Annotated in this window: 11 protein-coding genes; 6 read left to right on the forward strand and 5 right to left on the reverse strand. The window is 70.5% G+C overall.

Annotated elements, in window-relative coordinates; genetic code table 11:
- Positions 1–3: 3 nt before the first annotated feature.
- A complete protein-coding gene (gene sufB / locus ACGFW5_RS14185) occupies positions 4–1,425 on the reverse strand; it encodes a Fe-S cluster assembly protein SufB (RefSeq protein ID WP_393834489.1) in 1,422 nt (473 codons plus the stop codon).
- Complete coding sequence (locus tag ACGFW5_RS14190) at positions 1,422–2,174, reverse strand: helix-turn-helix transcriptional regulator (protein WP_393834490.1); 753 nt, start codon at positions 2,172–2,174, stop codon at positions 1,422–1,424. The genes sufB and ACGFW5_RS14190 overlap by 4 nt, the downstream gene beginning before the upstream one ends.
- A gap of 172 nt (positions 2,175–2,346) precedes the next feature.
- On the opposite strand from ACGFW5_RS14190, the gene ACGFW5_RS14195 reads away from it, so the two are divergent.
- The 4 genes from ACGFW5_RS14195 to ACGFW5_RS14210 all read left to right on the forward strand — a co-directional run bounded on the left by ACGFW5_RS14195 (position 2,347) and on the right by ACGFW5_RS14210 (position 6,114).
- Positions 2,347–3,153 carry an aminoglycoside N(3)-acetyltransferase gene (locus tag ACGFW5_RS14195; protein ID WP_393834491.1) on the forward strand — a complete coding sequence of 269 codons (807 nt, stop codon included), beginning with the start codon at positions 2,347–2,349 and terminating at the stop codon, positions 3,151–3,153.
- 179 nt (positions 3,154–3,332) lie between these two features.
- On the forward strand, positions 3,333–4,259 hold the full coding sequence (locus tag ACGFW5_RS14200) for an ABC transporter ATP-binding protein (RefSeq protein WP_393834492.1): 927 nt from the start codon (positions 3,333–3,335) through the stop codon (positions 4,257–4,259).
- Complete coding sequence (locus ACGFW5_RS14205; protein WP_393834493.1) at positions 4,256–5,023, forward strand: ABC transporter permease; 768 nt, start codon at positions 4,256–4,258, stop codon at positions 5,021–5,023. Before ACGFW5_RS14200 ends, ACGFW5_RS14205 begins: the two co-directional genes overlap by 4 nt.
- Positions 5,024–5,118: 95 nt before the next feature.
- Complete coding sequence (locus ACGFW5_RS14210) at positions 5,119–6,114, forward strand: heme A synthase (RefSeq protein ID WP_393834494.1); 996 nt, start codon at positions 5,119–5,121, stop codon at positions 6,112–6,114.
- A 24-nt stretch (positions 6,115–6,138) separates the two neighbouring features.
- Here the strand turns inward: ACGFW5_RS14210 and ACGFW5_RS14215 are convergent, their stop codons facing one another.
- The 3 genes from ACGFW5_RS14215 to ACGFW5_RS14225 form a co-directional block, all read right to left on the reverse strand.
- On the reverse strand, positions 6,139–7,221 hold the full coding sequence (locus ACGFW5_RS14215) for an amidohydrolase (RefSeq protein ID WP_393834495.1): 1,083 nt from the start codon (positions 7,219–7,221) through the stop codon (positions 6,139–6,141).
- 75 nt (positions 7,222–7,296) lie between these two features.
- Complete coding sequence (locus ACGFW5_RS14220; RefSeq protein WP_393834496.1) at positions 7,297–7,638, reverse strand: hypothetical protein; 342 nt, start codon at positions 7,636–7,638, stop codon at positions 7,297–7,299.
- Between the two features lie 89 nt (positions 7,639–7,727).
- Complete coding sequence (locus ACGFW5_RS14225) at positions 7,728–8,681, reverse strand: heme o synthase (RefSeq protein WP_393834497.1); 954 nt, start codon at positions 8,679–8,681, stop codon at positions 7,728–7,730.
- Between the two features lie 307 nt (positions 8,682–8,988).
- On the opposite strand from ACGFW5_RS14225, the gene tkt reads away from it, so the two are divergent.
- Positions 8,989–11,091, forward strand: coding sequence for a transketolase (gene tkt / locus ACGFW5_RS14230; RefSeq protein ID WP_393834498.1), 2,103 nt, complete (start codon positions 8,989–8,991; stop codon positions 11,089–11,091).
- A 35-nt stretch (positions 11,092–11,126) separates the two neighbouring features.
- Entirely contained in the window at positions 11,127–12,245 is a 1,119-nt protein-coding gene (gene tal, locus ACGFW5_RS14235; protein WP_393834499.1) for a transaldolase, read from the forward strand.
- Positions 12,246–12,247: the final 2 nt, after the last annotated feature.

Below are 12,247 nucleotides of genomic sequence, written 5' to 3' on the forward strand. Positions count from 1 at the left end.
TCGTTATCCGACCGAGCCCTCCATCTGCAGCTCGATCAGCCGGTTGAGCTCAAGGGCGTACTCCATGGGGAGCTCCTTGGCGATCGGCTCGACGAAGCCGCGCACGATCATCGCCATCGCCTCGAACTCGGTCAGACCGCGGCTCATCAGGTAGAAGAGCTGGTCCTCGGAGACCTTGGAGACGGTCGCCTCGTGGCCCATGGACACGTCGTCCTCGCGGACGTCGACGTAGGGGTAGGTGTCCGAGCGGGAGATCGTGTCGACGAGCAGGGCGTCGCAGAGCACGTTCGACTTGGAGCCGTGGGCACCCTCGCCGATCTCGACGAGACCGCGGTAGGAGGTGCGGCCGCCGCCTCGCGCCACCGACTTGGAGACGATGTTGGAGGAGGTGTTCGGCGCCATGTGGACCATCTTGGAGCCGGCGTCCTGGTGCTGGCCCTCGCCCGCGAAGGCGATGGAGAGCGTCTCGCCCTTGGCGTGCTCGCCCATCAGGTAGACGGCCGGGTACTTCATGGTGACCTTGGAGCCGATGTTGCCGTCGATCCACTCCATGGTCGCGCCCTCGTACGCCACGGCGCGCTTGGTGACCAGGTTGTAGACGTTGTTCGACCAGTTCTGGATCGTCGTGTAGCGGCAGCGGCCGCCCTTCTTCACGATGATCTCGACGACGGCGCTGTGCAGCGAGTCCGAGGAGTAGATCGGGGCGGTGCAGCCCTCGACGTAGTGGACGTAGGCGTCCTCGTCGACGATGATCAGCGTCCGCTCGAACTGGCCCATGTTCTCCGTGTTGATGCGGAAGTAGGCCTGGAGCGGGATGTCGACGTGGACACCCTTGGGCACGTAGATGAACGAGCCGCCGGACCACACCGCGGTGTTCAGCGACGCGAACTTGTTGTCGCCGACCGGGATGACGGTGCCGAAGTACTCCTGGAAGAGCTCGGGGTGCTCCTTCAGGGCGGTGTCGGTGTCGAGGAAGATGACGCCCTGCTCCTCCAGGTCCTCACGGATCTGGTGGTAGACGACCTCGGACTCGTACTGGGCCGCGACACCGGCCACCAGGCGCTGCTTCTCCGCCTCGGGGATGCCGAGCTTGTCGTACGTGTTCTTGATGTCCTCGGGCAGGTCCTCCCAGGACGCCGCCTGCTTCTCGGTCGAGCGCACGAAGTACTTGATGTTGTTGAAGTCGATGCCCGAGAGGTCGGAGCCCCAGTTGGGCATGGGCTTCTTGTCGAACAGCCGCAGGCCCTTGAGGCGCAGCTTCAGCATCCACTCCGGCTCGTTCTTCTTCTGCGAGATGTCGCGGACGACAGCCTCGGAGAGACCGCGCTTGGCAGCGGCGCCGGCCGCGTCGGAGTCGGCCCAGCCGTATTCGTACGTGCCCAGGCCATCGAGCTCAGGGTGGGCAGTCTCCGTGGGGAGCGTCATGCGGGGTTCCTCCCGGCCGTGCTTGCGGATGCTTGCTGATGTGTGGTCTGTGGTGGCGCGCCGTGCGGGATGAACGTGGTGCAGACGCCGTCGCCGTGGGCGATCGTCGCCAGGCGCTGCACATGCGTTCCCAGGAGGCGGGAGAAGAACTCCGTCTCCGCCTCGCACAGCTGCGGGTACCGCTCGGCGGCGTGGGCGACCGGGCAGTGGTGCTGGCACAGCTGCTCGCCCCGCTGCGGAAGCGGCGCGCTGCGCGCCGTAGCAGCGTACCCGTCGGCACTCAAGGCCCTGGCCAGGGCTTGCGTGCGCTCCTCGGGCCCCGCGGCCTCGATCGCGTCCCGGTACGCGCCGGCCTGCGCCTCGGCGCGGGCCCGCGCGAACGCCGCGACGGCTTCCTCGCCGGCCGCGCCGCCGCCCGCGGACTGCTCGATCCAGTGCAGGGCGTCGACGGCGAGCTTGTCGTAGGACTGCTCGAAGGCGTCCCGGCCGCAGTCGGTCAGGGCGAAGACCTTGGCCGGGCGGCCACGGGTCCGCGCGCCGTACACGCGCTGTTCGCGCGGTACGACGACCTCGTCCGCGACGAGCGCGTCGAGGTGGCGGCGGACGGCGGCCTGGGTGAGGCCGAGGCGGTTCGCGAGGTCCTGTGCGGTCGAGGGCCCGTGGTCCAGGATGGAGCGCGCGACCCGGTTGCGGGTGGACCGCTCACCGGTCGCGAGTTCCTCCTGTGGAGCCTCACCGACGTTTTTCACAACACCATTGTTGCGTAATTCCTCAGGGCCTGACAACCCACGTCCCGATCACCGGCCGGTGCGGTGCATCACTTAGGCATACCTAAGGTGACCTGCGGAAACGATCTTTGATCGATCGGTCCCGGCGTAATTCACTGGCCCTCGGCGAAGCCCTGCGGCAGACTCACGCACCATGCCCACACCGCCTGTGACCGGCCCTTTGTGTACGCGCGACACGCTCGCGGACGACCTGCGCACGCTGGGGGTACGACCTGGTGAAACGCTGCTCGTGCACTCCTCCCTGAAGTCGCTCGGCTGGGTCTGCGGAGGCGCCGTCACCGTCGTTGGATCTCTTCTCGACACGCTGGGCGAAACGGGCACGCTCGTGGTCCCCGCGTTCTCCAACGACAACTCCGACCCCGCGCACTGGGGCCGTCCGGCCGTGCCCGAGGAGTGGTGGGAGCCGATCCGGGCCGCGCTGCCCGCGTACGACCCGCCGATCACGCCGAGTCGCGGCGTCGGGGTGGTTCCGGAGGCCGTGCGCACCTGGCCCGGCGCGCTGCGCAGCGCCCACCCGCAGACCTCCTTCGCCGCGATCGGCCCGGGCGCGTCGCGGATCACCGCGGGCCACGCCCGCGACTGCCGGCTCGGCGAGCGCAGCCCGCTGGCCCGCCTGGAGGAGGCGGGCGCCCGGGTGCTGCTGCTGGGCGCGGGCTTCGACTCCTGCACCTCCTTCCACCTCGCGGAGTACCGCGTGCCCGGGCCCATGGCGGACGTGTCGTTCGCGGTGAACACTCCTGAAGGGGGCCGGCAGTGGCTCACGGTGCGCGACGTCGACCTCGACAGTGAGGGCTTCGGCGAGCTTGGCGCCGACTTCGAGCGGGACACGAACGTGGTGCGCGGCACGGTGGGCGCCGCGGTCTGCCGCCTCTTCCCGGTGCGCGACGCGGTCGCCTACGCGCGGCGGTGGCTGCCCGTGCACCGCCCGGGCGAGGAGTGAGGGCGGGGCGTCGCCCACGGCGCCCCGCAGGTCGAACCCGTACGTCCCCGGCTCCTCGCGCCGTCACCGACGGCCACACGGCGAGCGGGCCCCCGCGCCGGGGGCCCACGCCGGAGGGGCCCCGCGCCGGAGGGCCCCCACGCCGGAGGGGCCCCGCGTGCCGCCTAGACTTGCCGGTCATGAAGAGCGAGCCTGCCGTCCAGGTCACCGGCCTGGTCAAGCGGTACGGGGCCAAGACCGCCGTGGACGGCCTCGACCTCACGGTCGGCGCGGGCACCCTGACCGCCGTCCTCGGCCCCAACGGCGCCGGCAAGACCACCACCATCGAGACCTGCGAGGGCTACCGCAGGCCCGACGCGGGCACGGTCCGCGTCCTCGGCCTCGACCCGGTCGCCGACGGCGAACGGCTCAAGCCACGCATCGGCGTGATGCTCCAGTCCGGCGGCGTCTACTCCGGCGCCCGCGCCGACGAGATGCTGCGCCACATGGCGAAGCTGCACGCGCACCCGCTGGACGTGGACGCGCTCATCGAACGCCTGGGGCTGACCGGCTGCGGACGCACGACCTACCGCAGGCTCTCCGGCGGCCAGCAGCAGCGCCTCGCGCTCGCGATGGCCGTGGTCGGCCGCCCCGAACTCGTCTTCCTCGACGAGCCCACCGCAGGCCTCGACCCGCAGGCCCGCCGCGCCACCTGGGACCTGGTGCGCGAACTGCGGGCCGACGGCGTCTCGGTGGTCCTCACCACGCACTTCATGGACGAGGCCGAGTCGCTGGCCGACGACGTGGCCATCGTCGACGCCGGCAAGGTCGTCGCCCACGGCTCCCCCGAGCAGCTGTGCAGAGGCGGCGCCGAGAACACGCTCCGCTTCACCGGCCGCCCCGGCCTCGACCTCGGCTCGCTCCTCAAGGCGCTGCCGGACGGCTCCGCCGCGGCGGAGCTGACCCCGGGCGCGTACCGCATCAGCGGCGCCATCGACCCCCAGCTGCTCGCCACCGTCACCTCCTGGTGCGCCCAGCACGGCGTGATGCCGGACGGCATCTCGGTCGAACGCCACACACTTGAGGACGTCTTCTTGGAGCTCACCGGCAGGGAGTTGCGCGCATGAGCGCCGGCACATACACACCGAAGCCCGGCGCGGCCCCCGTGGGGCGGATGATCGGGGCGCAGACCGCGCTCGAAACGCGGATGCTGCTGCGCAACGGTGAGCAGCTGCTGCTCACCGTGATCATCCCGAGCCTGCTCCTGGTCCTCTTCTCGACCGTCGACATCATCGACACCGGCGCGGGCAAGTCCGTCGACTTCCTCACGCCGGGCGTTCTCGCACTCGCCGTGATGTCGACCGCGTTCACCGGCCAGGCCATCGCGACCGGGTTCGAGCGCAGGTACGGGGTGCTCAAGCGGCTCGGCGCCTCGCCGCTGCCGCGCTGGGCGCTGATGACCTCCAAGACGCTGGCCGTGCTCGTCACGGAGGTCCTTCAGGTCGTCCTGCTCACCGTGATCGCCTTCGCGCTCGGCTGGTCCCCGCACGGCAACCCCTTCGCGGTCCTGCTCCTGATGGTGCTCGGCACCGCCGCGTTCTCGGGGCTCGGGCTGCTCATGGCCGGCACCCTGAAGGCCGAGGCGACGCTCGCCGCGGCCAACCTGGTGTTCCTGCTGCTGCTCGTGGCCGGCGGGGTGATCGTGCCGATGGACAAGTTCCCCGGCGGCGTCCGGTCCGTGCTGAACCTGCTGCCCATCTCGGCCCTGTCCGACGGGCTGCGCGATGTGCTCGCGAGCGGCGCCTCGATGCCGTGGGGCGACCTCGGGATCCTCGCGGTGTGGTCGGTCCTCGGCCTCGGCGCGGCCGCGAAGTTCTTCCGCTGGGAGTGAGCCGCACCCCGGGCCGGGGGTGACTTTCCTCCCGGTACGGCTTGCCGCACCCCCCTAGTGAAAACATGCACAAACGGGCGCCTACGATAGGGCCCATGCCGAAAGTGACCCGTGCCGACGTGACCGCGGCGGCCCGCAATCCGCTTCTCTTCATCGCGGAGCGGTGGACCGCCTCCCCCACGGTCGTGCGGCGCGCGGCCCTCAGCGCCCTCGCCATGGCCGTCGCCATCGTCGTGACCGGCGGCGCGGTCCGGCTCACCGGCTCCGGCCTCGGCTGCCCCACCTGGCCCAAGTGCACCAAAGAGAGCCTGACCGCCACCAGCGAGATGGGCTTTCGCGGCGCCATCGAGTTCACCAACCGGATGCTGACGTACGTGCTGTGCGCCGCGGTCGGCTGGGCGATCATCGCGGCCCGCTCGGCGAAGCCCTGGCGGCGCTCCCTGACCCGGCTCGGCTGGGTGCAGTTCTGGGTGGTCATGGGCAACGCGATCCTGGGCGGCATCGTCGTCCTGGTCGGCCTCAACCCGTACACGGTGGCCGCCCACTTCCTGCTCTCCAGCGCGCTCATCGCGGTCGCGGTGGTGACCTGGCAGCGCACCCAGGAGGGCGACGGCCCACCAAGGCCCTTGGTGGGCAAGGCGGTTGTGCAGCTGACCTGGCTCCTGGTGGGTGCGTCGGCCGCGCTCATCGCGGTCGGCACCATCGTCACCGGCACCGGGCGCCACCCCGGCGACTCCAAGGACGTGCCGCGCATCCCGCTCGACTGGACGATGATCACGCAGCTGCACGCGGACCTCGCCTGGGTCGTGGTGGCGCTCTCCGTGGCCACCTGGTTCGTCCTGAAGGCCGTCGACGCTCCCAGCGGGCCGCGCGCCCGGGCCCGCGACCTGTTCCTGATCCTGATGGCCCAGGGCGTGATCGGCTACGTCCAGTACTTCACCAAGACGCCCGAGATCCTGGTCGGTCTGCACATGCTCGGCTCGTGCCTGGTGTGGATCGGTGCGCTGCGGGTGCTGCTGTCGCTGCGCGAGCGCCCGGCGGACCCGGTCCAGGCCCCGGCCCCGGCGGACTCGGCCCTCACCCACGCCTGACGGACCACCCGGCCGGCCCGCGCGCTACGCCGCGCCGGCCAGACCGTAGACGCGGCGGGCGTTGCCCGCCGCGATCATCCCCGCCACCCGCTGCGCGTCCGCGCGCGACCAGGCGCCCTCGCCCACCCAGCCGCCGAGCACCCGGGCCAGCGCCTGGGAGAACAGCCGGGCACCCACCACATGCAGCTCGGGCAGCCCGCGCGCCCCGCTGGAGTAGAGCAGCTTCCCGAACGGCGCCAGCTCCATGATCTCCGCGAGGACGGCGCCGGCCCGTGCCCCCGTGCGCACCAGGGCGGGCCCCACATCGGCGTACACATGCGGGTGCACACCGGCCAGATGGGCCGCCTGGCGGTGGTACGGATAGCCGTGCAGCAGCACCAGATCGGTGCCGAGCCCGCACGTCGCGTCCGCGAATTCGGCGAGCAGCATCGGGTCGGCCATGCCCAGCTGGAGCTGGAGCGGGCGCCCGCACGCGACGGCGCTCCACAGCAGATGGCGCAGGAGGACCGGGTCGTCGAGCCGGTCGTGTGTGCGGCGGCCCGCGAGCCACCGTCCGGCCGCGCCGCGCACCTCCCCCGGGCCCGGCGGCTCGGGGTCGAGCCCGTCGCGTACACCCGCGACCGAGGCGAAGGCGACGGCCGAGACGGCCGCGGTGTGGAGGGCTTCGGCGAGATTGGCGAGGAAGGACTCGACGGTGCCCGAGGTGTCGGCCACCTGCTCGGCGAGGAGTTCCAGGCGGACGATCTCGTGGGCGTCGGCCGCGCCGGCCGCGGCGATCTCGTGCGGGGCGGTGAGGTCGCCCGGCAGCCCGGTGTCCACCAGGTAGGTCGAGATCCCCGAGCCCCGCAACAGCCGTCTGCCCGCCTCCAGTGCGCCGAGTTCGCGTCTGCGGGCCAGATAGCGGGCCGGGGCGCAGTGCGGCTCAAGGCCGAGCAGCGGCGGGCACCAGCGGCGCACGGCGAAGCCGGTCTGGGTGTCGAAGAAGGTGGTGCCGGGCGCGGGCAGCGTCCCGGTGCGGCCCAGCGCCGTCTCGAAGGTGCCGAGGCCCAGCTCGGTGCGCAGGATGCCGTGGCAGTACTGATCCACCAGGGGCGGGGTGTCGATCATCCGGGGCTCCCAGCGGTGGACGCGCTTGCACCCTCCTAACGGGTGAGCCCCGGATCGGTGTTGCTCGGCTCCCGCTCAGCTGTTCTTCGGACCGCCGAGCTGGATGCCGGCCATGCGGGACCACTCGTACGGGCCGGTCTTCACCTTCGCCGCGAACTCCCCGTCGAAGTCCTCGTGGACGGTGATGCCCGACTTCTGCACGGCGCTCAGTGCGACGGCGTGGGTCGGGGCCACCAGATTGCCCCACGCGCCGTCCTCGCCGACCAGCGCGATGCGTGCGCCGCGCTCGCCGAGGTACGCGACCTGGCCCTCGGCGCCGCCGTGCTCCTTGGCGAAGGAACCGATCTGCCGGGCCAGCTTGTCGGCCCGGCGTTCGGCCCGGGCGGCCTGCTTCTCGTCAACCTGGGTGTCTGCCATGCCGCGATGCTACTAGCGGGTAGATCCGGGAGCGACAAGAGGGGCCAGTGGCTTGCGCCACTGGCCCCTCTTGGTGCGTAGGCCGGACGTCAGCGCAGGAACGGGTCCACCGCGACGGCCACGAACAGCAGCGACACGTAGGTGATCGACCAGTGGAAAAGGCGCATCTCCTTGAGCTTGGTGCCGGTCGCCTCGTGCTTGGCGCGGGACTGGAGCGCGTGCGCCTCCCACAGCCACCAGCCGCCGGAGACGAGCGCGACGGCCGTGTAGAACCAGCCCGTGTAGCCGAGCGGGGTCAGCAGCAGCGAGACGGCGACCATCACCCAGCTGTAGAGGACGATCTGGCGGGCCACGACCTTGTTGGAGGCGACCACCGGCAGCATCGGCACGCCGACCCGGGCGTAGTCCTCCTTGACCTTCATGGACAGCGGCCAGTAGTGCGGCGGCGTCCAGAAGAACATCACGAGGAACAGGATGACCGGCGCCCAGGACATCGAGTCGGTGACCGACGACCAGCCGATGAGCACCGGCAGGCAGCCCGCGATGCCGCCCCACACGATGTTCTGCGAGGTCCGGCGCTTGAGGATCATCGTGTACACGACGACGTAGAAGAGCAGGGCGCCCAGCGACAGCGCGGCCGAGAGCCAGTTGACCAGCAGGCCGAACCACAGCGTCGAGATGACGGCGAGCGAGATGCCGAAGACCAGGCATTCGCGCGGCGAGACCATGCCGGTCACCAGCGGACGCTGCGAGGTGCGGTCCATCAGCGCGTCGATGTCGCGGTCGATGTACATGTTCAGGGCGTTTGCGCCGCCCGCTGAGAGGTACCCGCCCAGTGTGGTGACGAAGACCAGCCACAGCGGGGGAACGCCCTGTTCGGCCAGGAACATCACCGGAATGGTGGTGATGAGGAGCAGTTCGATGATCCGTGGCTTGGTCAGCGCCACAAAGGCCTTGACGCGGGCCCCGAATGGCCGATGGCCCCCCGGGCTGGGAGTCAAGACGACCCCTGCGGGTCGGGACTCGACGGCCGTCACGCACACCCCTGACAGAGAATTCCCAGCAAGTCCCCGGTGTTCCGGGTCGTTCCCGGACGTGAAGGCCCGGTAAAGACTTGCGCGTACCACGCCACTGTAGACGTTGCCCATACGCCGCCATCCCCGGGGGTGGCCTCGTGTTGGGGACGGTTCGCCGGGAGGCGGATTTCGCCGCTCCCCCGCACCCTGGAGCTGGCCGTCTCACCGTGCAGTCGGTCGAAAAGATGAGTGTTCCTGCGGGGGTAGGCTCGACAACGCCCGGTGCGCCCTCAGTCACCGGGATACGACATGTGGAGAGGAGCCCTGACTCAGGGTGAGCACCAAGCCGACCACCACAGACCTCCAGTGGACCGAGCTGGACCAGCGGGCCGTAGACACCGGCCGCGTACTGGCCGCGGATGCCGTACAGAAGGTCGGCAACGGCCATCCAGGTACGGCGATGAGCCTGTCCCCGGCCGCGTACACCCTCTTCCAGAAGGTGATGCGGCACGACCCGGCGGACGCCGACTGGGTCGGACGCGACCGTTTCGTTCTCTCCGCGGGCCACTCGTCCCTGACTCTCTACATCCAGCTGTACCTGGCCGGTTTCGGCCTGGAGCTGGATGACCTCAAGGCCTTCCGGACCTGGGGCTCCAAGACCCCCGGGCACCCGGAGTACGGCCACACCACCGGCGTCGAGACGACGACGGGCCCGCTGGGCCAGGGCGTCGCCAACGCGGTGGGCATGGCGATGGCCGCCCGCTACGAGCGCGGCCTGTTCGACCCGGAGGCGGCCCCCGGCACCTCCCCGTTCGACCACTTCGTGTTCGCGATCGCCGGTGACGGCTGCCTCCAGGAGGGCATCTCCTCCGAGGCGTCCTCGCTGGCCGGCCACCAAAAGCTCGGCAACCTGATCCTGCTGTGGGACGACAACCACATCTCGATCGAGGGCGACACCGAGACCGCGGTCTCCGAGGACACCGCCAAGCGGTACGAGGCGTACGGCTGGCACGTCCAGCGTGTCGCGCCCAAGCCCGACGGCGACCTGGACCCCGAGGCGCTGTACGACGCGATCGAGGCGGCGAAGGCGGTCACCGACCGGCCGTCGTTCATCGCGATGCGCTCGATCATCGCCTGGCCCGCCCCGCACGCCCAGAACACCGAGGCCGCGCACGGTTCGGCGCTGGGCGACGACGAGGTGGCCGCCACCAAGCGCGTCCTCGGCTTCGACCCGGAGAAGTCCTTCGGCGTCGCCGACGAGGTCCTGGCACACACCCGCGAGGCGCTTGACCGCGGCCGTGAGGCCAAGGCCGAGTGGGAGAAGACGTTCGCCGCCTGGCGCACCGCCAACCCGGAGCGCGCCGCCGAGTTCGACCGCATCAACGCGGGCGAGCTGCCCGAGGGCTGGGAGTCGCACCTCCCCGTCTTCGAGACGGGCAAGGCGGTCGCGACCCGCGCCGCGTCCGGCAAGGTCCTCCAGGCGCTCGGCGCGGTCATGCCCGAGCTGTGGGGCGGCTCCGCCGACCTCGCGGGCTCGAACAACACGACCATCGACAAGACGTCGTCGTTCCTGCCGGCCGGCAACCCGCTGCCCGAGGCCGACCCGTACGGCCGCACCGTGCACTTCGGCATCCGCGAGCACTCCATGGCCGCGGAGATGAACGGCATCGCGCTGCACGGCCACACCCGCATCTACGGCGGCACCTTCCTGGTGTTCTCCGACTACATGCGCAACGCCGTGCGCCTGTCCGCGCTGATGCACCTGCCGGTGACGTACGTGTGGACGCACGATTCGATCGGCCTCGGCGAGGACGGCCCGACGCACCAGCCGGTCGAGCACCTGGCCTCGCTGCGCGCGATCCCCGGCCTCAACGTGGTCCGCCCAGCGGACGCGAACGAGACCGCCATCGCCTGGCGCGAGATCCTCAAGCGCTACACCAAGGAGTTCGGCAAGGGGGCCCCGCACGGCCTCGTGCTGACCCGCCAGGGTGTGCCGACCTACGAGGTCAACGAGGGCGTCACCAAGGGCGGTTACGTGCTGCTCGACGCCGAAGGGCCCTCTGGGCAGAGCACAGAGGCGCAGGTCGTGCTCATCGGCACCGGCTCCGAGGTTCAGCTCGCCGTCGGCGCCCGCGAGCAGCTTCAGGCCGCCGGCATCCCGACCCGTGTGGTCTCCATGCCGTGCGTGGAGTGGTTCGAGGAGCAGGACCAGGCCTACAAGGACAGCGTGCTGCCCCCGTCGGTCAGGGCGAGGGTCGCGGTCGAGGCCGGCATCGGTCTGACCTGGCACCGCTACGTGGGTGACGCGGGCCGCATCGTCTCGCTGGAGCACTTCGGCGCTTCCGCGGACGCCAAGGTCCTGTTCAAGGAGTTCGGCTTCACCGCCGACCATGTGGCCGCCGCCGCCCGGGAATCTCTGGAAGCCGCCGCGCGCTGACGCCGGTATACGAACTAGTAGGAGATGCATTTCTCATGACAGACGCACTCAAGCGCCTCTCCGACGAAGGCGTCGCGATCTGGCTCGACGACCTGTCGCGCAAGCGCATCACGTCCGGCAACCTGGCCGAGCTGATGGACCAGTCGCACGTGGTGGGCGTCACGACCAACCCGTCGATCTTCCAGAAGGCGATCAGCCAGGGTGACGGCTACGACACCCAGCTGACCGACCTCGCGGCCCGCAAGGTCACCGTCGAAGAAGCCATCCGCATGATCACGACGGCTGACGTGAGGGACGCCGCCGACATCCTGCGCCCGGTCTTCGACGCCACCGAGGGCCAGGACGGCCGGGTCTCCATCGAGGTCGACCCGCGCCTGGCGCACAACACCCGGGCCACGGTCGCCGAGGCCAAGCAGCTGGCGTGGCTGGTCGACCGGCCGAACACGCTCATCAAGATCCCGGCCACCGAGGCGGGTCTGCCGGCGATCGCCGAGACCATCGGTCTCGGCATCAGCGTCAACGTCACGCTGATCTTCTCGCTGGAGCGCTACCGCAAGGTCATGGACGCCTACCTCTCCGGCCTGGAGAAGGCCAAGGAGCGCGGCCTGGACCTGTCGAAGATCCACTCCGTGGCGTCCTTCTTCGTGTCCCGCGTGGACACCGAGATCGACAAGCGGATCGACGCGCTGGGCACCGACGAGGCGAAGGCCGCCCGCGGCAAGGCGGGTCTGGCCAACGCGCGGCTCGCCTACCAGGCGTACGAGGAAGTCTTCTCCTCGGACCGCTGGGCCGCCCTCGACAAGGCGCACGCCAACAAGCAGCGCCCGCTGTGGGCCTCGACCGGCGTCAAGGACAAGGCGTACAAGGACACCCTGTACGTGGACGACCTGGTCGCCCCGAACACGGTGAACACCATGCCGGAGGCCACCCTTGAGGCGACCGCCGACCACGGGCAGATCACCGGCGACACGGTGACCGGCACCTACGAGCAGGCGCGTGCCGAGCTCGATGCGCTCGAAAAGCTGGGGATCTCCTACGACGAGGTCGTGCAGCTCCTGGAGGACGAGGGCGTCGAGAAGTTCGAGGGCGCCTGGAACGACCTGCTCAAGTCCACCGAGGCGGAGCTCAAGCGCCTCGCACCCTCGGAGGCGTAAAT

Origin of the sequence: Streptomyces sp. NPDC048416 (genome assembly GCF_043200435.1) — a bacterium.
Classification (GTDB): domain Bacteria; phylum Actinomycetota; class Actinomycetes; order Streptomycetales; family Streptomycetaceae; genus Streptomyces.